The 22713-nt window shown below is 68.8% G+C and carries 18 protein-coding genes and 2 pseudogenes; 11 read left to right on the top strand and 9 right to left on the bottom strand.

Features of this window, described 5'->3' with window-relative positions:
- The coding region (locus HCN52_RS00575) for a HEAT repeat domain-containing protein (protein ID WP_209314008.1) at positions 1-597 on the top strand (597 nt) is incomplete at its 5' end.
- 169 nt (positions 598-766) lie between these two features.
- On the opposite strand, the gene HCN52_RS00570 is transcribed toward HCN52_RS00575, so the two are convergent.
- Together HCN52_RS00570 and HCN52_RS00565 are read right to left on the bottom strand one after the other, a co-directional pair.
- Entirely contained in the window at positions 767-1870 is a 1104-nt protein-coding gene (locus tag HCN52_RS00570) for a ParB/RepB/Spo0J family partition protein (RefSeq protein WP_168086328.1), read from the bottom strand.
- On the bottom strand, positions 1867-3111 hold the full coding sequence (locus HCN52_RS00565; protein WP_168086327.1) for a ParA family protein: 1245 nt from the start codon (positions 3109-3111) through the stop codon (positions 1867-1869). Before HCN52_RS00565 ends, HCN52_RS00570 begins: the two co-directional genes overlap by 4 nt.
- A gap of 267 nt (positions 3112-3378) precedes the next feature.
- Here HCN52_RS00565 and HCN52_RS00560 point away from each other — a divergent pair, with 267 nt between their 5' ends.
- Complete coding sequence (locus HCN52_RS00560; RefSeq protein WP_245174759.1) at positions 3379-3774, top strand: hypothetical protein; 396 nt, start codon at positions 3379-3381, stop codon at positions 3772-3774.
- Positions 3775-3971: 197 nt separating this feature from the next.
- The gene (locus tag HCN52_RS00555) at positions 3972-4541 is read left to right on the top strand and encodes a DUF3885 domain-containing protein (protein WP_312876467.1); all 570 of its coding nucleotides are present in this window, start codon (positions 3972-3974) and stop codon (positions 4539-4541) included.
- Positions 4542-5055: 514 nt separating this feature from the next.
- Here the strand turns inward: HCN52_RS00555 and HCN52_RS25805 are convergent.
- Positions 5056-8433 carry an SAV_2336 N-terminal domain-related protein gene (locus HCN52_RS25805; protein ID WP_312876476.1) on the bottom strand — a complete coding sequence of 1126 codons (3378 nt, stop codon included), beginning with the start codon at positions 8431-8433 and terminating at the stop codon, positions 5056-5058.
- Here HCN52_RS25805 and HCN52_RS26035 point away from each other — a divergent pair.
- Positions 8395-8571 carry a hypothetical protein gene (locus HCN52_RS26035; RefSeq protein ID WP_168086324.1) on the top strand — a complete coding sequence of 59 codons (177 nt, stop codon included), beginning with the start codon at positions 8395-8397 and terminating at the stop codon, positions 8569-8571. The genes HCN52_RS25805 and HCN52_RS26035 overlap by 39 nt on opposite strands.
- Here HCN52_RS26035 and HCN52_RS00535 read toward each other — a convergent pair.
- Genes HCN52_RS00535 through HCN52_RS00525 form a run of 3 tightly spaced genes read right to left on the bottom strand, consistent with a single transcriptional unit; the run spans position 8552 to position 12891 of the window.
- The gene (locus tag HCN52_RS00535) at positions 8552-9619 is read right to left on the bottom strand and encodes an AAA family ATPase (RefSeq protein WP_168086323.1); all 1068 of its coding nucleotides are present in this window, start codon (positions 9617-9619) and stop codon (positions 8552-8554) included. The two genes, HCN52_RS26035 and HCN52_RS00535, sit on opposite strands and share 20 nt — an antisense overlap.
- A gap of 18 nt (positions 9620-9637) precedes the next feature.
- Complete coding sequence (locus HCN52_RS00530) at positions 9638-11656, bottom strand: VMAP-C domain-containing protein (protein ID WP_168086322.1); 2019 nt, start codon at positions 11654-11656, stop codon at positions 9638-9640.
- Complete coding sequence (locus HCN52_RS00525) at positions 11656-12891, bottom strand: hypothetical protein (RefSeq protein ID WP_168086321.1); 1236 nt, start codon at positions 12889-12891, stop codon at positions 11656-11658. Before HCN52_RS00525 ends, HCN52_RS00530 begins: the two co-directional genes overlap by 1 nt.
- Before the next feature lie 240 nt (positions 12892-13131).
- Here HCN52_RS00525 and HCN52_RS00520 point away from each other — a divergent pair, with 240 nt between their 5' ends.
- The 7 genes and pseudogenes from HCN52_RS00520 (at position 13132) to HCN52_RS00490 (ending at position 19816) form a co-directional block, all read left to right on the top strand.
- The gene (locus HCN52_RS00520) at positions 13132-13653 is read left to right on the top strand and encodes an ABC transporter permease (protein ID WP_168086320.1); all 522 of its coding nucleotides are present in this window, start codon (positions 13132-13134) and stop codon (positions 13651-13653) included.
- 89 nt (positions 13654-13742) lie between these two features.
- Positions 13743-14013, top strand: a pseudogene (locus HCN52_RS00515) (transposase); the annotation flags it as partial.
- 89 nt (positions 14014-14102) lie between these two features.
- Complete coding sequence (locus HCN52_RS00510; RefSeq protein WP_168086318.1) at positions 14103-14708, top strand: SMI1/KNR4 family protein; 606 nt, start codon at positions 14103-14105, stop codon at positions 14706-14708.
- Positions 14709-15108: 400 nt separating this feature from the next.
- Positions 15109-15618 carry a hypothetical protein gene (locus tag HCN52_RS00505; RefSeq protein ID WP_168086317.1) on the top strand — a complete coding sequence of 170 codons (510 nt, stop codon included), beginning with the start codon at positions 15109-15111 and terminating at the stop codon, positions 15616-15618.
- A 1079-nt stretch (positions 15619-16697) separates the two neighbouring features.
- Positions 16698-17804, top strand: coding sequence for a bifunctional DNA primase/polymerase (locus HCN52_RS00500; RefSeq protein ID WP_168086316.1), 1107 nt, complete (start codon positions 16698-16700; stop codon positions 17802-17804).
- Positions 17797-19329: a DNA primase family protein gene (locus HCN52_RS00495; protein WP_168086315.1), complete on the top strand. Its 1533-nt coding sequence runs from the start codon at positions 17797-17799 to the stop codon at positions 19327-19329. The genes HCN52_RS00500 and HCN52_RS00495 overlap by 8 nt, the downstream gene beginning before the upstream one ends.
- 109 nt (positions 19330-19438) lie before the next feature.
- On the top strand, positions 19439-19816 hold the full coding sequence (locus tag HCN52_RS00490; RefSeq protein ID WP_168086314.1) for a DUF6009 family protein: 378 nt from the start codon (positions 19439-19441) through the stop codon (positions 19814-19816).
- A gap of 561 nt (positions 19817-20377) precedes the next feature.
- On the opposite strand, the pseudogene HCN52_RS26030 reads toward HCN52_RS00490, so the two are convergent.
- The 3 genes and pseudogenes from HCN52_RS26030 to HCN52_RS00480 all read right to left on the bottom strand — a co-directional run.
- Positions 20378-20473 (bottom strand): annotated as a pseudogene (locus HCN52_RS26030) (IS5/IS1182 family transposase); the annotation flags it as partial.
- A 964-nt stretch (positions 20474-21437) separates the two neighbouring features.
- A complete protein-coding gene (locus HCN52_RS00485; protein ID WP_168086313.1) occupies positions 21438-21809 on the bottom strand; it encodes a hypothetical protein in 372 nt (123 codons plus the stop codon).
- A gap of 332 nt (positions 21810-22141) precedes the next feature.
- Positions 22142-22480 (bottom strand): hypothetical protein, encoded by a 339-nt coding sequence (locus tag HCN52_RS00480; RefSeq protein WP_168086312.1) that lies wholly within the window; start codon positions 22478-22480, stop codon positions 22142-22144.
- Positions 22481-22713 lie beyond the last annotated feature (233 nt).

Here is a 22713-nt window from a genome sequence, read left to right as displayed (position 1 = left end):
CTACTGGTCGACCGCGCCACCACCGACCCCGGCGAGTTCCCTCGCCAGGCTGCACTGGAAGCGTTGGCGCAGGGGTGGGCGGACGAGGAAACTCGGGCACTACTGGTCGACCGCGCCACCACCGACCCCGGCGAGTTCCCTCGCCAGGCTGCACTGGAAGCGTTGGCGCAGGGGTGGGCGGACGAGGAAACTCGGGCACTACTGGTCGACCGCGCCACCACAGACCCACAGCAAAATCTTCGCAGAATCGGGCTCCACGGACTCAGCGTTCGTTGGTTCTCGTGGGAGGGGCTCGTCGAACTGCTGCGTCGTCGAGCGCTCGATGAGGACGATGATGATCTGCGCCTCAGTGCTCTGCGGCAGTGGGCCGTACACAACGGCGTCGAAGCCGGCGACTTGGTCGCAGAGAGAATGAGGCAGGATTCTTCGCCGTCTGTCCGTGCAGGTGCGGCCTGGACCCTGGCATCCGGTTGGTACGAGCATCCTGCGCAGGTCGCTGCACTGCAGCAAACCTCCCGGGACGAGCCGGACGAGGAAGCCCGTGCAGAGATCGCGCAGGCCTGCGCTGCCGCCCGCGCCTGGCAAGGCGGCTCCTGACAAGGGGTGACCGGGCAGAGCGAACCGGGACGTGCGTCGTCGTGCCGACAGGTCCCAGGGCGAAGAGATTGTGACTGCCTCGCCTCGAGTGTTCTCCGGCAGCCGATACAGCAGTAGGGGGTGGTGACGTGCAGCTGCACGTCACCACCCCCTACTGATTCGACCTCTCCTACTGTGCGGTGAGGCGCTCGCGCTGCAGGTGCTCCTGTAGGAGTTCGGTTACCTCGGCGAGTTGGGCGGCAGGGAGTGCGGCGACGAGGCCGGCGGCGACGTCTCGGGCGGTTGTGGTGGTGATGGAGAGGCTGCGGGCGTTAACCGGGTTAATGGTGTCGGTGCTTGTCTTGCGGTCGGTGGGCGTGGGCACGGTGTCATTGACCGGGTTAATGGCAGCGCTGGGGTCGTCGGTGTTGGCTGCGGGAGGCTCGGTCGTTGATGGTGGTGTGCTCGCAGCTTCACCGTCTTCGGCCAGTGCGTGTTCCCGCTCGATGGGGGTGTGGGCATTAACCGGGTTAACGCTTGGGTCGGTGGGGCCGGTGGCGAGGGTGCGTCGTGAGCGCTGCCGGGGGGCGGTCGCTTCGGCGATCGCTTCAGCTGCCGCTTCTTGCTGTTCTTCCTTGGGGAGGCGGCCGATGCGGCGGGCCGGCTTCACTTTCAGTTCGCCCGTCTGGACCTTTTCTTGCAGGTCGTCGGTGAGCTCGAGTAGGGCGAGGCGTTGGGAGACCCATGCCGGGGTCTTGCCGAGTCGTTTGGCGACGGTGGCTTGGGAGCCGTGGACGGTGATGAGCTGGCTGAGTGCCTTGGCCTGGTCCATGGGCGCGACGTCCACGCGGTGGACGTTGGCGATGAGCGCGGCTTCGAGGACGTCTTCGGCGGTGGAGGCGAGGGTGTCGTTGACGTCGATCCGGAGCGTGTTGAGTCCGGCCAGTGTGGCGGCGGCGAGGCGTCGGTTGCCGTCGATCACGACGTACTCGGCCGATCCGAGGGCTTCTTCTTGGCCTGGGTGGGAGGCGAGGAACGCGGCCCGCCGCACGACCGCCAGCGGTTGGATCTGTCCCTTCTCTGCCAACGATGCGGCGGTCTCCTCCAGCTCCGTCAGCTCCTCCCGCGGGTTCAGCGGGTTGTGGGCAAGAGCCCCCACTGCAACCGACGTCGGGACCGCCGGTGCGGCCTCCGTCTGCGCCCCCGTCGCAGCGGAGATCGCCGCCCGTCGCGCGCTCACTGGCCGGGCGCGCCCGAACGATGCGCCGCCACCGAGCTTGTCTGCCTTGCTCATGAGATCTCCCGTGCCAGGGCCCGCATGCCTACCGACTGGTCACACCGTGGCGCGTACGCCAGGAGCGGTCGCTTCATCCGGACCGCTTCTTTCTGCTCTTTGAGGTCGCCGATGAGGCCGACGACCCGCGGGTCCTTTATGTCCATCCATGCCTGCAGCGAGGACGTCGCGATGTACCCGCGGCGGGCGTCGTAGTGGTTCACGACGATTCCGAGGTAGTCGAGCTCGAGGGCCAGGTCCGCCCGTAGGTCTTCGATCTGACTGGTGAGCAGTTCGTAGGCGTCGGCGGAGCTGTCCTCAGCTTGGACCACGATCAGCACGCCCGACTGGCCGGCGGTCTCGCCGGGGCGGCGCCGCCCGTAGTAGGAGGCCGCGTCCATGCTCAGGCCCAGGCTCGGAGGGCAGTCGACGACGACCAGGTCGTAGTCCTCCTCCACCGCGAGCAGCGCTCGTTCCAGCGCGGCCTCGCGTGCGCGGACGCCGGCGAGCTTCACATCCAGCAGGAACGCGTCGTTGCAGGACGGCAGCAGGTGCAGCCGGTCGCCGAAGCGGTCGTCCTCGACAGCGACGACCAGGTCCTTCAGCTCGCCGGCGGCCTCGCCGGCCATGTGCCGGGTCAGGCTGTCCCCGTCCATCGGCAGCGGCTCGTGACCGAGCTGCTTCGTCAGGTGGCCCTGGGGGTCGAAGTCGACCAGCAGCACCCGCATGCCCAGCCCCGGCAGGTCCTCCAGCGCGAACGGGTCGCCCTCGACGCCGTTCTGCTGTATCGCTGCAGCGAGGTATTTCGAGACCCGCACCGGGTGCAGGGCGTCGGCGGCCTCCGCCATCGCCTCACCGAGGCCCGCGGTGACCGCGGTCTTCCCGACCCCGCCCTTCTGGTTGCACACCACCACCCGGCGGGGGAACTCTTCGCGCTTCACCGCTGGTGAGGGGTTCATGTCCAACCACAGCCGCACCGACTGCGCCAGGCCCTGAGTGAGCGTCACATCCCGTTCGGCGGCCGCGGCGCGGAACCGCGACCACTGCCCGGGCGGCAGCCACGTAGCGAACGACTCGGCTCCCGCCGTGTCGACGGCCCCGGGCGTGGACGCCAGCGCGCACCATGACTCGACACCGGACTCCACCGCGGACTGAATCTCGACACCGAGCTGCGCGGCTCGGACTTTCAGCTCTTGTCGGAGCCACCCGGGCAGTTTGGAGACGACCTTCTCGCGGTCGCCTGCGTTCGTTGAGGATGCCATGTGCGCAGCATACTAACCAACCACTTCATCAGACCGCTTGAGGAGTTACCTAAGTCTCGTGTCGCTGCAAGCGCGACGCAACCACCCGCTTAGCCCACCAACCCCCGGGCCGTTCGCTGCCCGCCGCGCCGGCCAACCGCCAACGACCGCACGCAGCAGGCAGCACGCACCGACAGGAAGCCCAGCCGAGCCCAAGACGCGCCCACCCGATGCACCAGGCGCCCTCCCCACACTCTTTACTGGTCACCTTCGAACAAGGCAGGAACCATGCAGCGCGACATAGCCGTAGCCAGGGCAACGATGAAGGGCATCACCTTCCCCGCATGGCACGGAGACCACTACGTGACACTGGCCGAGTTGCTGGTCCGCCTCGGTAGCTTCGGCCTGGACCTGACGTGGCGCGTCGAGATGGACGAGCTCGTCGACCCCCGCTGCCGAGACCTGGAGAGACTGTCAACCGGCGCCGGCATGGACACACTGACGCTGCTGTCCCTGACGACGCCCTTCCTCCAGCTGATCAACGCGGAAGCACACGGCTTCGCAGGCGACGACCTGGCGATCGTCCTGACGGAGCTGGACAGCTCCCTGTGGGACGTCAGGGCCTCCAACGCGCACGTCCTCAACGAACTGCGCACCCACTACCCGGGCACCGAGAACCTCTGAACACGGCAAGACACCTCACGGCAGCCCCAGGACCCTTCCGAACAGCCACACCCAAGGCCCACGAAGATCGCCACTCCTCACCAGGTTGATCACTCCAGGGCAGAGCGGCTCACGAAATCGTTTCCCAGGGCGGGCGGGAGCTGGGCACAATGCACCACAGTGAACGCCAAGAGCTCAGGCCCGAGAGGACAAGGCAGGTGGACGCAGCAGCACGGAAGGCCCTGACGGATCTGTGGCAGCGGCATTGGCCCGACTGCCCACCGGTCGGCTACAAACTCCGCACTCCCTACCGCGACGTCTGGGTGCGCTTCCACAGCCTGCCGGGATCGAAACGATACGCAGAGACCGAGGCCGAGTACGCGGTCGTGCTGGAGAGGTACAACACGGTCCTCGACGAACTGTTCGCCGGTGGAGACGTGTACGTGATCACACCGGTCTGGACAAGCGAGACCGAGGTCCCATCGTCTAAGTCCGAAGCCGGCTACTGGCAGAGCCTGCTGGTAAAGGACGACCCCGACCCGGAGTTCCGCACCTACTGCCACCTCTTCGCCGCCCGCCGACCCTGGCAACATGGCTGCCTCGACGCGCTGCTCCGGGACACCGCCGACTACACGATGGCCGGAGTCCTTGTCACCGACACCCAGATGCGGCGGCTCCACCACCCCTACGACGGAGGCGCCGACGTCTTCCTCACCACCCCTGAGGAACGGGACCGGACCCGCACCCGGCACGCCCACTGGCTCTCCAGCAGCCCGTCAGGACTATGACAGAGCAGGACACCGCCTCCACCGACTCTGGGAGTCGCCCCATCGCTCCTGCTCCCCGTTACGGGCACAACGCCCGGAGCTCGAACTCTTAAGTTATGGAAAAGCGCTCATCTCCGCCCAGCCGTTCGCAGTGGAGGTGGACCACCAGCCGTGCGGACCAGCTTCTCAGGAACGGGCACCCAGGCCTGCTCGGCAATCGCCGACCCCACCGTGACATTGTCCAGGTGGGACCAGGCGACCGCACTCCAGCCGCCCCGGGCACCACCTGCCGCGCCACCTTGCCGACCCACTCAGTCCCGGCGCCGGCGGGCGCCCCGGTGCCGAGCAGCAGAGCGGGCAGAGCGAGCGCGGTGGCCAGGAGGCCGCGGCCACTACTAGTGATCACACCGGAGCTCTGCTCGTCCGTTCGCACTGCCGGGGTCGGACGGCACAAGGCGCCATGACCCAGAACACCACAACTGCGGTCACTGTCTCGCCCAATGGTCAGCGAAGCCGCCGCACACCCCGTGAACGCTTACCCCTGCTCCTCGTCGCCCCTGCCCTCGACCTCGTACCTCACCACGTCCCGCCAGCGCCTGTACTCCTCTTCGTCAGGCTGAAGCTCGACCGCTCGGCTGAGGTCAGAGAGCGCTGCCCCCAGCAGAAGCGCCGCGTAATGCATCCTGCCGCGCCAGTGGTGGTTGTTGGCGTTGTCGGGTTCGAGTTCGATGGCGCGGGTGAAGTCGGCGATCGCCCGCTCGTTGTCCCCGGCCTCGTGGCTGGCGCGGCCGCGCCAGCGGTAGTTCCAGACATTGTCGGGTTCGAGTTCGATGGCGCGGGTGAAGTCGGCGATGGCCTGCTCGTTGTTGCGCGCCGCGCGGTGCGCGAGGCCGCGCCAGTGGTGGTTGTTGGCGTTGTCGGGTTCGAGTTCGATGGCGCGGGTGAAGTCGGCGATCGCCCGCTGGTAGTCACCCGCGCTGTGGCCGGCGCGGCCGCGCCAGCGGTAGTTCCAGACATTGTCGGGTTCGAGTTCGATGGCGCGGGTGAAGTCGGCGATGGCCTGCTCGTTGTTGCGCGCCGCGCGGTGCGCGAGGCCGCGCAAGTGGTAGTCCCAGGCGTTGTCGGGTTCGAGTTCGATGGCGCGGGTGAAGTCGGCGATCGCCCGCTGGTAGTCACCCGCGCTGTGGCTGGCGCGGCCGCGCCAGCGGTGGTTGGCGGCGTTATCGGGTTCGAGTTCGATGGCGCGGGTGAGATCGGCGATGGCCTGCTCGTTGTTGCGCGCCGCGCGGTGCGCGAGGCCGCGCAAGTGGTAGTCCCAGGCGTTGTCGGGTTCGAGTTCGATGGCGCGGGTGAGATCGGCGATCGCCCGCTGGTAGTCACCCGCGCTGTGGCCGACGAGGCCGCGCAAGTGGTGGTTGGCGGCGTTATCGGGTTCGAGTTCGATGGCGCGGGTGAGATCGGCGATCGCCCGCTGGTAGTCACCCGCGCTGTGGCCGGCGAGGCCGCGCCAGCGGTGGTTGGCGGCGTTATCGGGTTCGAGTTCGATGGCGCGGGTGAAGTCGGCGATCGCCCGCTGGTAGTCACCCGCGCTGTGGCCGGCGAGGCCGCGCCAGCGGTAGTTGGCGGCGTTATCGGGTTCGAGTTCGATGGCGCGGGTGAAGTCGGCGATGGCCTGCTCGTTGTTGCCCGCCGCGCGGTGCGCGCGGCCGCGCAAGTGGTGTGCGAGTGCGCGTGTGGCGGTGGGGAGGCCGGGCTCAGCAAGGATGCTTCGGAGGGCTGTTTCGGGATCGGCTTCGGTGTTGTTGTTGCCGAGGGCTGTGGCTCGTTCGGTGAGTGTGGTGTCGCCGCTGTCGTGGCCGGCGTGGTGGATGAGACGGACCCAGCGGGTGAGGGTCTCCGTGCTCGCGCCGGCGGCGTGGACGCAGTCTTCGAGGATGGCGAGGCGGGTGTCGTGGGGGTTGGCGCAGAGGCGGTGGTACATCTCTGCGGCGCGGTGGTCGCGCCACTGCTTGTTCGCCCACCGTTCGTAGACGTCCGGCAGGGCGGGTTCGAGGGTGGTGCGTTGGTGTGCGTGGTGGTCGGCGAGGGTGGTGTGACGGCGGGTCCAGTCGGTGGCGGATCGGCTGCGTTGGAGGCGGAGCATCTGGGTGCGGACGATGTCGTGGTAGCGGTAGCGGCCGCCGCGGCTGGTGACGAACGGCAGCGCCCCCAGCCAGGCCTCCGCACCGGCCGTCGCGTTGGGGTCGACGAGTGCACGGTAGACATCTGCGTCGATCTCCTGGGGGAGTGCGCAATCCAGAATGACCCGGCGCCGTTCCGGGTCGGTCTCCCCTCTCAGGAACCGCTCGGCACCGGAGTCTGCTGGGTCGAGGGCCTCGCCGGGTCCTGCAGTCTGGTAGGTGCCGGACGCCGCCTCGGTGTTCGTCGGCGGAGCAGCCACGCGCCGCGCCGACCGCTCTGCGAACGGCGACTTTCCCTCCTCGACGCGGCGGCTGCCGGTCCTCGCTCCGGTCACCCGCGTCGCGGAGAACTCCCGGCCGCTGGGACGACCGCGGGCGATGTACTCCCACACGCTGCTCCGGACCAAGCCGCGCACCGCGGCGACGTCTCCGCGGAGTTGGGAGCCGATCAAAGCCTCGCGGACACCGGGCAGGAAGTCGAAGCGCAGGTCGTCCGGCGCCGTGTCGACGGCTTGTTTGCTCCAGGGCTCGAGCAGCCCTCCGAGTGCGACCTCTACTAGGTGGCCGTGGTCGGAGTCCGTCAGCAGGGAGCGGCGGACGAGCGTCATGACGGGCAGAGTCAGCGGCACGGCCGCCAGGTGCGCCGCGAGTTGCTGGGCCGTGGGGGACGCGGTCGTCTTAAAGCGCTCGGCCGCGGCCAGCCCGTCGGCCGTGGGGCCAGGGGCAGCCACCGGCTTCTCCGGCGGGGCAGTGGCGTCGAGTCGGAGGCAATGCATGTTCCACCACCGGCCGTCCCCCGAAACCAGGTGAGCCAGCCGGGCAAGGCTGGCTGCGGACGCTGATACGACGGGGGCGATCGCCGGGGCGGCGGCCGCCGGCCGTCTCCTGCGCCGGTGTGGGCGTTGGGCGGCGGCCACGAGGTTCCAGGTCTGGCCTGCCGCCGCAGGCTTGTCGGACCGGACCGCGAAAGGGACGGGCCGGACGGCGCCCCGGGTCCACAGCCGTTCGGGGAGTACGTTCAGCACGGCCACGGCGTTGTGCCTGCCCCACTGGCGAAGCACGCTCTGCACACCGGACTCCCGCCAGCCGCCTGCCACTAGATCCGTGCACACGAGGATGAGTCGGTGCCCGGACGGGTCGGCGAGCTCCTGCGGATGGCGCGGTGGTGCTCCGCGCCGGTGAGCAATCATGGGCGTGCCCCCGGCCGCAGTACCCGTTAGGAACCACGTGCGGGCGTCGCGGAACACACCGCTGCGCGTGAAGGCACGGCGCAGCTCCTCGGTGAGGTCATCCCACAACACCATGGAATGGTGGGCGTCCACGACGAACATTAGGTCCACCCCGCGTGTGCGGGCGGGACGAAGCACTGGCGAGAGCATTTGCTGCTCGATGCTCTGTTCCACAGTGAGTTGTTCGTCAAGCTCCTCGCCCGGTCCGCCGTCGGAGTGCCTGCCGACCGGACGCAGGGAACCCATCACGGCCAGGGGCTCCTGCAGCATCTCTGCGCGGGCCAGGCGCAGCGGGACACCGCGGAGTCCACCTTCTGATCGGGGGCCGGCGTTGCCGCTGCCGTCGGAAGGCTTGTGGACAGTGGGCGGGAACAGCTGGTCGGCAGGCTGCGTCGACGTTGTCGGTGGGTCGTTACGCGTACCTTCTGACTGTGCCGGCGTGTCGCGGCTATGGGGCCCCGGGCCGTGCGGTTCTGGGCCCGGATGCCGGTGGGCGGCGTCCACTCGGGCTGCCAGCCACAGGATGTCCGCGATCACGTCTGGTTCTGCGTCTGGTCCGCCGTCGGCGAAGGCGGCGAGCAGTTCCTCAATCATCGGGCGGCCCAGGGGGTGCGGAAGGAGCTCATGCTGACGGCCCGGTGAGGTGGTGCATGACGGTGGCGAGGAAACGTTCGCGGTCCTCCTCACCGGTCCATGCCCTGCTGAGCCTCAGTTGGATCGCGTTGAGGAGCTGGTCGGTGGCCAGGTCGCCGTCGGCGCTGCGGTCGATGAAGGCCTGGACGAGCTGCTGGTACTCGTCGTGGTCGGCGATGGGCACGCCGAGCCGTTGGCGGATGATTCTGGCTAGCTTCTCCTTGTCTGGCGCCTGCAGGTGGAGGCGGACGCAGCGGCGTAGGAAGGCCGGCGGGAAGTCCCGTTCACCGTTGCTGGTCAGGATGACGATGGGGAAGTACCGGCACTGGACCCGTCCGCTGTTGATCGTTACCCGGTCGCCCCCGGCATCGTCGGTCGCGATCTTGACGGCGGGTTCCTCGCCCGCCAGGCGGGCGAGTTCGGGGATGGTGAAGCCGCCGTCCTCGAAGACGGTGAGCAGGTCGCCGGGCAGGTCGATGTCGCTCTTGTCGATCTCGTCCACCAGCAGCACCCTGGGCCGGTTCTGCGGCAGCAGGGCCGTTCCGAGTGGTCCGAGCCGCAGGAAGCGGGAGATGGGCGCGGCAGGGTGCGGGGCGACGTGGCTCGCGCGGGACGGCTGCGGGTCGCCGCCGGCCGCGGGCGAGCGCAACTGCTGCAGGTTCGCCTCCTGGAGGCGACCGATGGCGTCGTAGAGGTAGAGGCCGTCACGCAGCATGCTGCGGCTGGTGACGGGCCAGTGCAACACCGGCCCGAGGCCGAGGTTGGTGGCGATGCTGTGGGCGAGGGTCGACTTCCCGACACCCGGCTTGCCGGTGATCAGCAGCGGCCTGCGCAGGTAGAGAGCGGTGTTGACGACATCCGTCTCCAGCTCTCCCGGCACATAGCCCTCCCCACGGTCGACCGTCCGTTCCCAGGCCGCTCCAGAGCAACCGGGCGGGGTATAACCTGGGTCGGGGGTACCGGAGAACCTACGCCAGGGGGGTGGCGGCGCCTCCGTGAGGCGCTTGAGCCTCTCCTCCTGAGTGCCCAGCCCTTGGTAGATCCACCAGTCCTTCATCACTGTCTCCGTCACTCCTCAGGCCAGGGACCAGTGGTCGGTCGTGTAGTCGGGATCGTCCCACAGCAGGACCAACTGGTCAGCTCCGTCGGCGGATTGGCCCGCCAGTGCGCCGCGCCGCAGGTCGCGGATGGTACGGGGCAGTGCCAGGACGTCAAGGTCCGCAGTCACTGCGCGGTTCGGGGACAGCAGTGCGGCGAGCTGCTGCGCGCTGTCGCGGACGGGGCCGTCGCGCAGCCACACGGCCACGGGCACCCCCCAGTCATGGAGGGCGTCGAGTACGTTCTGCGTGCCCGTGCCGGTGGTGTGGGCCACCACGCACGCGGGGTCAGCGTCCGCGCTCAGGTCCACGGCGAGGGCATCGACCACCTCGGCTTCGTGCACGACGCGCACGGCGGAGGGACGCTGCCCGCCATGGGCGTGCAGTCGATTCCACTTGCGCAGCCAGAACGCTCGGACGTCGTGGCGTTCGTCCGGGCAGCGGACGACAACCTCGTGGAGTACCCCGAGCGGAGGCGATAGTTTGCCCTTTGTACCGCGAGGGACCCGCCACTGCTCGAAGGCTTCGTTTAGCTGGTCGATCGGCACATCGAACTCCACCCGTTCTACCACGGAGTCCTCGCCGTCGGCAGCGTTCGCCTCCAACCTCAGCGAGATGCAGTTCAGCTGCTGAAAGAGTTCGTCCTTGACCTGATCGAGGGTGAGGGGCTGGCCCGCCGACTCCCAGATGACCTCGGTCGTGCCGCGGCGCAGCCACATCCGGACGAAGTGACGGTCGCTGTCAGCGGCCGGATCGAGGCGCACGTGCAGCACGGTGCTGCGCGGCGGCGGAGGGGGCGGCGGCAGGGCTGGCACTCCCAGACGTTCCCTGGTCAGCTTCTCCCATTCGCGCAGCTGCCTCGACCACGCCTGGTCCGCGTGTTCGCACCGCTGCGCGAGAAACCGCACGAAGGGCAAAACGAGGGGTACATCCTCTTGTCTGCCCTGCCGTTCGTCGAGATCCCTAGCCACATCCATCAGGGTGTCGGCGGGCAGACCGGGGTGGACCGGTGTCGTGCAGCCGGCGGCCTTGAACGCCCAGGCGTAAGCGTCGTACGTGCAACGGGGCAGGGGTCGGCAGCCGAACGTCTCCCCGAGTCCGTCCCAGGCGACCTGGTCGAGTCGGCCAGCCTTCAGCACTGATCCATCGGGGTCGCCGGGGACGTCGAGGAAAGAACAGCCGTCCCAGCCCCTGTCCACAACAAACTCAGGCAGCTGCCAGCCTTCGCCCCGTTCGTGAAGTTCCTTGAAGCGGCGGTGGACGGTACGGCCTATCTCCGCGAGGTTGCGCGTCCCCTCGGGCAGTGGTCGGTCTGTCAATTCGGCAAGCAGGGCTTCGGTGAACTGCCCGGCAGCGCGTTCCGTGTCATTCTTCGCCGCTTCACCCTCTCGGGCCGCGTAGAGTCGGAACTGGTGCCGCCACGGCTGGGTCAATCCGCCCCCGTAGTCGGTTCTGCCGAAATTGAGGCGGCTGCCACGAGGTGCGTCGGTACGGCAGGCGTCTACCACGGCGGCTTGGAGCGGGAAGTGGGGCCTACGGACGGTATCCGTGCGCCACCAGTGCAGCATCGAGTCGAGATTCAGGTGCTGGGTCAGTCCCGCGCTGGCGTCTTCGTAGGGCAGGAGCATGTCCCGCTCGAGCAGGTACCCGTGTCCGGCCCAGAAGATCCACAGCAGGTCGCCTTCGCGATCCGCAAGGTCTTTCATCAGCGCCGCTTTGACGTTCTCCTCGGTCGCGGGGCGGTACGTGTCCTTGAGGGCGGCCAGCCCGGGTGTGGCGGACCAGTCGAGCGCGTCCGGTTCGAGTGGCGACAGCAGCAGCCGGATGTTCTCATGGGGCACCTGCGCGGTCCCTGTGAGCCACCCCGTGAAGCGCAGGGCGTCGCGGGCCGGGCCGCGCAGATTCCAACTGTCACTGATCTCGTACTTCTCGACCCCCGCAACGAACGCGAAGGTCCGCTCGGGGCGTACGGCAAAGGGAAGCTCCGTGGGCGCCATCACGCGATCTCCGCGACAGCGCGCGCGATCCGGTCATAGACGGCGTCCAGCTTCCAGTAGGCGCTGTGGCAGGGCAGGAACGGCTGGCGACTGCTGACTTCGTCGTCGGTGACCCTCGGGTCCGCGGGGAACACCGGCTCCGCCATGAAAGCGAGGAGGTCCTGCCGGTCGTAGATGTTGAGCCACCGGGGGAAGCCGGTCGGCAGCGGCTCACCGGGTGCCAGCGCGGTCAAGGCGCCGAGTTCGTAGAGGAACGGGGCCTGCGAGCCGACGGTCACAACCAGTTCGACGCCGGGGACCGGCTCGCCCCGGGCCGCGGCGAGGGCGAGCAGGTCCACGAGCGCTATGCCACCTAGGCTGTGGCCGATCAGCACCGTAGGCCCGGGCTCGGCCGTGATCTCCTCGTAGAGGAGATCACGCAGCACCGCGCCCCTGGCCTGGTAGCGGAGGATGTCACCGAGGAACGGCGTGGACTTGGTGGTGAGAGGACCGCGCCACAGGTTGAACGCGGGCTGGGTGGTCATGCGCAGGGCGAGATTGCCGAGAACCGCCCCCGCACGGCCGGCGACACCGCGGGCGTCGCCGCCCAGACGCGCCGTGAGCACATCCACCAGCCGGTCGCGCTCGTCCCCGGTACAGTCGGCAGCGGCTCCGGCCCCTGCCAGTGCCGCTGCGACGACGCCCCTGGCAACCGCGACGGCGAATTCCCTCGCAGAGGCGTCATCCTCGGCCCGGCCTGCGGCACGGGTCGCCTCCGGTGCGTAAGCGATGTCCGTCAGTGCCTGCGGATATGCCCCGTGCAGGCCGGTGTCGTGGAGCAGCTGGCTCAGCTCATCGGGCACTTCGGGGCAGGGCGGCAGTCCAGACAGGAGCTCCAGAACCTCTGCGCCAGCGGAGCGGACACCCGGCATGCTGAAGCCGTCGCCCGCGGCCCAACCCATCTCGGCCAGCACCCTCACCTCGCAGAGCGGGTCGGTCAACAGCAGCGCCCACTCAGCCGCCTGTCGGTCGCGCGGAGCGACGGCGAGGAGATCGTCGGCCGCACCACGCGTCTGCTGAAGCCCAGGCACCGAGACGCCCCCGGCACTCAGGGTTGCGCCGAAGTGGTCGCCCCAGTAGCAGGACGACACGTTCGCACCCGAGAACCTGGCGGTGAGAGCATCACGGATCCGCGCGAAGAGCACGTCGTGCCGTGCACGACGCACACCCGTGCCGTGCACAAACAGAAAACGCATGGCCGCCCCTCCCGACTCGCCGCGCATCCGAACCATAGCGCCAACGGGCGAAGCCGTCCTGCGTAAGTGCGAGTTCGCAGCCTGTTCGAGCGCGGGGTTGTTGCGTGCCGTGGTGCAACGGTGTTGGTGCGGGGGAGGGGCAGCGGTGCTGCCGTGGGGTGGTGGGCGTTGGTGCGGGGCGCTCGTTGTGGCAACTCGGTCGGCAACGGCGCGAGCCGTGGGGTGGTGCGCGCTGAGGCAGTGGGTGGTTCGAAGCGGGCAGGTGGCAAGAGCGACGTCCTCGCCCGAGCGACCGTCGGCCAAGCGGTGCCGTTGACGGGAGCAATCGTCCGCGTCGACACCGTCGACGACCTGGCCTCCACCCTGTCGATGCTGCGCGGCATCTTCTTCGGCGTCGGCGCGATCACCCTCACTGTGGGCGTGATCGGCGTCCTCAACATCGGGTTGGCGAGCCTGAGAGAACGGGCCGAGGAACTCGCTCTGCGTCGCGCTCTGGGAGCTCGACGCTTGGACGTCGCGATCCTGGTGCTGGCAGAGTCCGTCCTCAGCGGACTCCTCGGCGCGGCCACCGCAATCGCCGGCGCAACCGGCCTCTTCTACGCCCTGGTACCCGCTCTGTGGGGCAGCGCCGGCAACGTGGGCTTCCCACTCTCCGCCGGCGTTGCCGGGCTTGCGGCCGGTGTGCTGGCCGGCCTGGCGGGCGGCGCAGTCCCCGCGCTGCGCGCAGCACGGCTTCCGATCGCCACGGTCATGCGGGCCTGACCAGCAAGTGCTCCTCTGCACTGCAACGCCCCGCCGGAAGCGTGCGGTTTCAGGGTGCACGCGGCACGTGGTGCGGGTGACCTTCGCTCCGGCGTCGACCGGGCAAGCTGCACGGAGACGCGGGATACGACTTCGACCGGCTTCGCGTGTGGCTCCGCTCCCGCACCATCACACGGCGCGTCGCGCGACGGGGTATCGAATCCTCGCAGGGCTGGGCGGCCGTCGGTGGACCGTGGAGCGCACGGTGGCATGGCTGTCTGGGTGCCGCCGCCTGCACCGCCGCTACGAGCGCAAGGCCGAACATTTGCATTCGCTGGCCTCGCCGCCGCCCTGATCTGCTACCGCAGGCTGGCAGCCTGACCGGCAGGCCTGCGAGCTGGGATGATCCGTGCCACCCCAAGAGGGCTGCTTGCTTCCCAGACAGGCGGCACATACGAACGAGGAACGCCATGATCGACTACCTGGCCGTCACTCTGGCGATGCTCGGCCCGGCCGAGAACCGCTACGCGAACCCCGCCGCCTGGGAGCGGCTCCACACGCAACTAGACATTCGGCTGCCGACCGACTACCAGGCCCTCGTGGACGCATACGCTCCCATCCAGCTCAACGGCCACCTCTACCTGCACCATCCCGCGACCGAGCCATGGAACCTGGGCCAGTGGATCACGGACACGGTCCGGGCCTGGAACGACGTGCCCTGGGATGAACTCGGCCTTGACGCCGACGAAGATCCCCGTGCGCTGTTCGGACTCACGGAGCTGAGCTTCGGCACCCGTAACGGGCTGTGGCCAATCGCCAGCACCGACCGAGGCGAGACCATCTTCCTCATCACCGAGGACGACGCCGCCCCGCGGTTCCTGGTCGAAGACGGCGAAGGCGGCTGGGCACGGTACGACATGAGCTTCGCCGAGTGGCTCTACCGCTATCTCATCGGCGAAGACATGGCCGGCCTCAACACCTCCGCCTTCTACCCTGGCCCAGTACAACTGCGCCGACTTCCGATGACCGTCGACGAACGACCACAACCGTGGAACGGGCCAGACCGCGGCATGTAACCCTTCCGCCACGACAGCCACAGGCGACCATCAGCGCCTGGAGAACGAAGCGCTCTCTTAGGTCGAGGGTCTCGCTCGGTCCGAGTGCGGTGGGTGGAAGAGGTGGCGGGTGCCCCCGTGCTTTTGAGCGTTCCCGCCCGGCGCGCGGGCGCCTCCCGCGCGCCGGGCGGGAGTCCCGGCGCCGCCCAGCAGGGGAGCGCGGCGCCGCGCTGCGCTTCTCGCTCGGATCGCAACGGGCTGGTTCCGCGCCTCAGACAGGTGCAGCGCCCGCAGCGGGGTCGGCTGCGAGGGCCGCTTGTGAGCGTCGCACGAGCTGCTGGAGCGCTGGAGCAGAGCGCTGAACAGCAACGTCGATGAAATCGGCTCGACCGGAACGCGCGATGAAGGGAAGCATGGGCGAATGATGTCGACCGAAGCAGCATCACTGGCCCTACAGGACCAGGCCGCCCTCTGGAGCATAGGCGCGGTCCGCGCAACCGATGTCGTCGCTGGCGCCTGTGACGCCCTCATCGCCGGCCTCGACAGCCCCACCCTACGGAGGCTGGCCGCGTGCACTCGTGCGGAGGCGGATTACGACGTTCCCGATCTCCTTCCTCCGGCACTCGACGAACTGGGGCTGGACCTGCACCCCTTGGGCAGCGTCGCCGGACAGGTAGCCGCTGCAGGAGCACTTGCCGCCCGGATGCTCACCGGCGAGGTGACGCCCCGTGAGCTGGCCTTTCGGATCCATCAGAGCTTCGGGCACGAGCTGCCCCTGGCCGAGCCACTCGCGAGCTTGGACGACGAGTACGACATCCTCGAGTACACCGGCAGAACGCTGGAAGAGGTCGACGCCGACGTTCTGGCTGAAGCTCTTCGACTCACGCAGCATCGTCGTGCTGCACCCGAACCCACGGATCCACTGACCTGAAGCCCCTCTGTGGACTCTCGGGTTCCTGCTGACGAAACCTCGGTCTCCTCCAAGGTGGGGGCAACTCCCAGTTGCGGTTCTGACGTCTGTGACTGACAGCGTGATGCACTCCAAGTGGGCAGCGGTCCGCCCCTGGCTGAGGCAGCAGCTCCAGGCCACAGAGGCTGGGCGGGTTCTCTCTCCGGCGGTGTCGGCGCCGATAAGCCCCTTACCGCCGACACCTGGCTGCCCCTGGCCCTGCGGGGGCCGCTCTGATCAGCGCCAGCGACGTCGTCGAGCACGCCGACGTCCACCTTCAGCGATCCTGATGGGGAGCCTCTTGTTGCAGACCTACTCATCAGACCTACCCACCCGTTGGTTCGACATCGAGGTCCGCGCTAACACCCGCACCCTGCTCCAGGCGGTGGTGGGGGCCTCGGGCCGAGCCCCTCACCACCAAGAGCCAGCAGCTGCGGTGCCTGGTGGAGTTCACCCCGTGGTCGGGCTGCCCGAGACATCGGCCTGCCGCAGAAGCCGTTGCCGCTCCGCCTGTAGACCGGGGCCGGACAGGGGCCCGGGCGGGGCAGGCCGCGAGGGACTGAACCCTCTCTTCAGTCCCCGGAGAGAAAACGCAGGTCAGAGCGACACCATGAGGGACTGAGGGACTGAAGGGCCTCTGTTTCGGGGTTCCCCCATTCACGCGCGCGTACATGCGCACGCGTATGTACTGATAGACGTCTTACCCCTGGTGCGCTCATAACTAGGAAGTTGAGTCCCTTCAGTCCCTCACCGAAGAGCAGATACTGCTCTGACCTGCATGTTTGGGGAGAGGGTCTGAACTGGTTCGGTCCCTGATTCTCAGCCCCTGCGGTGTTCAGTCCCTACCCGTCTCAACCGCCGTGCCCCGCCCGCTGCAGGGGACTGGAGGGACCGAAGGGGCTGAGATTCGCAACATGTGCCGAACCTCCCGCATCGTGCTCAACGGGTGCGCTAGGGTCTCCTCGCATCCGAAACACAGTCCCTTCAGTCCCTCTCCGCGTGGTTCGGTCCCTCAAGACATCCCAGCCGCCCACTCCACGGTCGGCTTCTCCGGCAGCAGGATGAGCGTGCAGCAGCGCAGCGACGAACACCGGCCCGCGGCGGGCCCCGCCCCGGTGCAGGCCGCCCGCTGGCTCGCCGCCCGGGGCCTGCCGGTCCACCCGCTGGCGCCCGGCCGTAAAACGCCGGCCGCGAACTGCACCGACTGCCGGGACCATACCCACCCGCCGGCCGACTGCCACTGCCACGCGGCAGGCCGGTGGTGCCACGGCTGGCACAGCGCCACCACCGACCAGACGCTCATCACCCAGTGGTGGGAACACGAGCCCGCCTTCGGCGTCGGTGTCGCCTGCGGCCCCGCCGACCTGGTCGTGCTCGACGTCGACGCACACACCACAGGCGTTCCGGACCGCGGCCGTCTCCTGCCGGGCATCCCGATACCGGACCAGGTCAACCTCGCCGGCCTCGCCTCCGGGTACGACACCCTCGCGCTCCTGGCCGCCTACCGCCGCCGCCCCGACCCCGCGAACGACACCGGGACCCTGCGCGTCGCCACGCCCTCCGGCGGCCTCCACATCTGGTACCGCAACCCGAACCCCACCGTGCGGTACCGCTCCTCCACCGGATCCAGCACCAAGACCGCGTTGGCCTGGCAGGTCGACATCCGCGCCCACGGCAGCTACATCGTCGCGCCCGGAACCCGCACCGCCGCCCACGGCACCACCCGCGCCGGCCACTACCGGCCGCTCGGGTCCTGCCGCGAACCCGCACCCCTGCCCGGATGGCTCGCCGCCGAACTCACCCGCACCGGCCACACCCCACCACCCCCAGCCCCGCCCCGAGCCCGCCCACACCACGCCGCCCCCGCACCGGCCCCCCGCGGCTCGAAACCCGCACTCGCGCTGCTCCAACCCCACCTCGACACCATCACCGCCTGCGCCACCACACCCGAAGGCGCAGCGTTCACCGAGAAACTCAACCGCGCCGCCTACACCGCCGGCGGCCTCTGCGCCGCCGGCCACCTCGACACCGACCACACCCGCACGCTCCTGACCGACGCGGCCCACCACGCGCGACCACACCAGATACGGCGAAATGAGACGATCATCGACGCCGCACTGACCGCAGGAGCCCGCCGACCGCTTCACCTGAAGGACCGCCATGAGTAGCGCCGACCGCACCGGCTTCAACGCCGCCGCCGCTGCCCAGCAGATGCTCGACCTCGAGGCCCCCGCGGCCGGCCGCGTCCCCCACCAGACCACCCCCGCCGCACACCCCGGCGGGCACCTCCCGGCCATACTCACCGACCGCGGCAACGCCCGCCTGTTCGCCCAGCTCTACAGCGACCGCTTCCGCCACGTCGAAGGCCTGGGCTGGTACACCTGGGACACCTACCGCTGGAAGCGCGTCGGCGGAGAGAAAGCCGCCCTGTGGGCCGCCGGCGACATGGCCGAGCAGATGCCCACCACCGACCCCAACGGCGCCCACAGCGAACGCGACATCGCCCGCCACCGCCGCCGCACCATGTCCACCCCCGGCATGAAAGCCCTCCTCGCCCAAGCCAAGGCCTCACCCGACCTCAGCCTGGACCCCGACGTCCTGGACGGCGACCCCTACGCCCTGTGCACCCCCACCGGCGTCATCGACCTGCGCACCGGCGCTCTGCACCGCCCGGACCCCGCGAAGGATCTCCACTCCCGCTCCACCACCGTCTCCGCGGTCAAGACCCCCACACCTCGCTGGGACCGGTTCCTGACCGACACCTTCGGCGACGACGCCAAAGGCAAGGAGCTGGTTGACTTCGTCCACCTCCTCCTCGGCTACTCCATCACCGGCGACGTCGGCGCCCAGGTCCTGCCCTTCCTCTGGGGCAAAGGCGCCAACGGCAAGAGCGTCCTCCTCGACGTCATGATCCAGATCCTTGGGGACTACGCCGACGCCGCCCCACCCGGGTTCCTCATGGACAAGGGCGCCTACAGCGAGCACTCCACCGAACTCACCGAGCTCCACGGCCGCCGCATCTTCGTCTGCAGCGAACTCAAGCCCAACGACAAGTTCGACGAAGCCCGCGTCAAGCTCCTGACCGGCGGAGACAAGATCAAAGCCCGCCGCATGCGGCAGGACTACTTCTCCTTCACCCCCACTCACAAACTGTGGCTCCTCGGCAACCACCGCCCCGAAGTCGGCACCGGCGGCCACGCATTCTGGCGCCGCATCCGCCTCATCCCCTTCGAAAAGGTCATCCCAGCCGAGCAGAAGATCGACAACCTCGCCGCCGAACTCGTCCGCGACGAAGGCCCCGGCATCCTCCACTGGCTCATCGAAGGCGCCGGCCGCTACCTCACCACCCGCGACCCCCTCACCGGACCCACCTCCGTCCGCGTCGCCACCGCAGCCTACGAATCGACCGAAGACCACATCGGCCGCTTCCTCACCGAATGCTGCACCCGCCCCGACCCCGACCACCCCACCCCCACCGACCTCCGCGTCGAACAGAGCCTCCTCTACGCCACCTACGGCGCCTGGTGCTCCTCCGAAGGTATCCGCGCAGCCACCGCACGCGCCTTCGCAGCCCGCGCACGCCAAGAAGTCGGCCTCGCCTCACCAGCAGAAATGATGAAATCCAGCGGCAAGAAGTACTACCCCGGCCTCGCCCTCACCGCCGAACCCGACCACCACCGGGCACACCCCTAACCACGCCACGCCACCCGAACAACCCACCCCACCCCCTCTACGATGACAACCCCACCCCCCCCACCCCCCCCGCCCCACCCCGGGCACCCACACAGGAGGCACCGCGGCCATGAGCTCGCTGCTGACCGAGAGCCAGCTCGTCCACGAAGCCGCCGTCGTGTGGCTGGAGGACACCACCAACCTCGACTACGTCCGCCAAGCCCTCGACAAAACCGGACGCCGCACCGGCAAACCCCGCTACGCCCGCGACGGCCGCATGGTCGGCTACACCGACCTCGACAAGGACGCCGAAGCGAACCCCGACAGCGGCCTTTACCAGCGCCGCACCTTCTTCCTCCTCCCGCACGACCGCCCCAACGACCCCGACGGCATTTACAAGGCCGGAGCCCCCGGCGAAGCCGTCGACCCCCGCACCATCGAAGCCGGCCGCGTCGGAGCCAAAACCCCCCGGTCCCAAGGCGAGATAGAACCCGAAGCAACCACCTGACGGGGCCTGGGTGCCGCACGCAAGACGGACGCCTGCTGGGTGGCCACTGCCACTTCGGCGCCGGTCTCATCCCAGCATGGCCACCCCGCACACCACGACTCGGCCGACAGACTGCACGAGCCCACAACGCGACACCCCTCGCAGTCAGGGCGCCGCCCGCCCTGCTCACCGCGCCCAGTCACCGTATAGCTCGAACTACCCCCGCCCACGACCGAGAGCAGCCGACGGAACGGCTGGACGAGCCGCCCCTCAGCACCGCGGCGCGGCTGCGCGCTCCGAAGCACCGGACGAAGATCGACCCAGCGCAAGCCGGCGTCAGGCGGGGTCGCCGGATGCGGTGCGTGCGAGGTAGTCCTGAAGCTCACCGTGCTTGAACTGGTACGCAACACCCGCCCGGCGCATCAAGCCCGCGCTGCAGCACCACTCGAGGAAGCCACCCAACCGCAGCGGAAGCCACCGGCCGGAGCGACGCCTCGTCACAACCAGCAACGTCACATACCGCGCGCTGATGGGAGAGAACCCCCGGAACCCGTGCTTCTTGTGCTTGCCGTAGTAGCGCTAGCGGGTACCGATTACCTCCCGGCGCCGGCGGAGCTCGGTCGACAGCAGGCGCCGGGGAGAGCTGGCCACGTCCAGTCCGGACGGGTAGACAAGCACGCGAAGCCTCTGGCGGGGCGAGGGAATCTTGGTCGTGAACCCACCTACCAAGGGCTCCACCACGTTGTCAGCACAACCGGGCAGCATCCAGAAACAGGTTGACAAGAGCCCACGGTCGCTGGCGCGCCGCGTCAGCCCTTGAGGCACGAGGGCCCGGTGCTGTTCGTTTGCGAGGACCATGCAGCGCGGCGGGGAGAACCTGCTGACCCATCGACCAACTCTGCGAAGCGTTCGAGGGTGGCTGTCGGCCGCTGAACCGGGCCTTCCGGCGGGACAATCTGAAGGCCCTCGATCACACAGAAGCTCACTCGCAGGAGTGGCCCTGGCCATCCACGTAACGGGCGAGGGCGCGTATCGCGAGCTCCGCCTCAAAGAGCATCCGGCGATGCCCATGCGTCAGGTACGCAGGTAGGAAGTCGACCTGGTCCCAAGCTGCGCTTCTCAGCAGGAGAGCCAAGTCGAGCTGCCGGTGCCTCAGAGCTACCTGGAGGCCCAAGAGACTCGCGTCCAGCTGCTTGAGCGAGGCACGCTGCTTCGGAGACAGCTTCTTCTTGTTCTTTCGTGGCGTCGGCTGGGCCGCCGCTCGCCGCTCTTCCCACGTCGGCCCTCCCGTGAGCAGATGAACTCGAGGTCGACCCCTGTGCGGCATGAACTCTCCCCGTGGGCCACTCGACATGTCTGAGCTCAGTGTCCCTACCGCCAGTCAGCAGATGCGCCGGCTGCGAGAAACGGCGTGATTTCTGTCGGCAACTCGGACAGATATGCGTGCTTCAGCCCGTTCCGGTCAGCGCGCTCGCCGCCGCGGCCGTCGTGCTGCTGCCCCTGCGGGTCAGCCGACTGCACGGCGAGCGGTGAGGAGCAGGGACACGACGCGTCCTGCCGGCGGGGCATCTGACACCGCAGGTTGACAACCATGCCGTGTGAACGTGGTGGGGCGGCGGGCGCCGGCCCACCACGTCGTGCGTCACCCTTCGGTCCCGTCCAAGGGCTCCTCCCCGGTTTCGCACCACTGCCCGCCCACCATGCGCCGTCGCCGGAGCGAAGCAGGCGGAGGAACCCCCCGGTAGGAGCGTGCCCGGCACAGCAGGCAGCTCTCGTCCACATCCCGTGGCCCGCCCGGATGCTTCGCACACCCGGACTGGTTCCTCGGCCGCGACAGCTCACGGGCGATGCAGAAGGCTTCGTGCAGCAGGTCGGCCACCACGGAGAACTCGCTGAACGAGGACTTGATCGACAGGTCGTACATGACGTCGTTCAGCCGCCGGGTCCGTTGCAGCAGCGCGTCCCGGTCGTACGGCGGGAACGGCACCGGGTAGCCCAGGTCCCCCCGCTTCACCGCCGGAGCCACTGGTGGCGGCGTTCCCCGGAAGTGGCGCCGGCGGCGGTCATTGCATAGCAGACACCGCGACCAGCCCTCCGGGGCTTCCGGGTCAACCGCGCCTCGCGGGTGCCAGCTGCAGTTCGTCGGAGTCTTCTCCGGCGCCAGGACAGCCGCGGTACGGAACGCCTCGTACAGGTAGTCGGCCACGGTGTCCCACTCCAAGGGATGCGACCACGGCCCCACATGCGTCAGGCAGTCGGTCACCGCCGAGAACCGATGCCGAAGCTCTGCCAGACGCATCGGCCGACCGGAAGGCACGGAGTAGCTCTCGCCGCGCCGTTCCCCTCTCATCGAACCTGCACCGCGGCTTCGCCCTCGTCCTCGAGCACCTCCACCATCATCGGGTGGCAGTCCGGGCAGCGCATCACGTAGTCGCCGCCGGCTTTCTCGATGAGCCGAGACTTCGGCGAGATGCACTGGCCGCACCACACGGGAAGATCGAGCCGCTCGGCCTCCGGCACCTCGATCGGCACAGGCACGACCTGGTCGCGCGCGAGAGCAGCTTGCGAGAACGCCACCGCCACCTGTGCTGTCGCTGCGGCCCCCGCCCACTCCTGCTGTTGGAGCCGCTCGAGCGCCTCCAACAGCAACCGTTCCCCTTCGACCATGTAGTCGTGCGGGCTCATCAACCCGCTCACCTCCTGACCTTCCCCACTCGAATGGTTCAGGCAGGTAGTACCTGGTCGCTGGCGACAACCGCAGCGAAACCATCCCGAATCACCCGGGGAAACGATTCAGTGAGCCTTTGCCAACCTGGTCTCTGGGCTGGGCGGTTGGTTCGACACGTGAGTGAAGCCCCTGGTAGACGGGTTCACGACCAAGATCGCCCGATACCCACCAGAGGCTTCACGTGCTTGTC

Origin of the sequence: Streptomyces bohaiensis, from assembly GCF_012033785.1 — a bacterium.
Classification (GTDB): Bacteria; Actinomycetota; Actinomycetes; order Streptomycetales; family Streptomycetaceae; genus Streptomyces; species Streptomyces bohaiensis.
The sequence above is the reverse complement of the archived record's forward strand: the minus strand, read 5'-3'. Positions and strand labels throughout refer to the sequence as shown.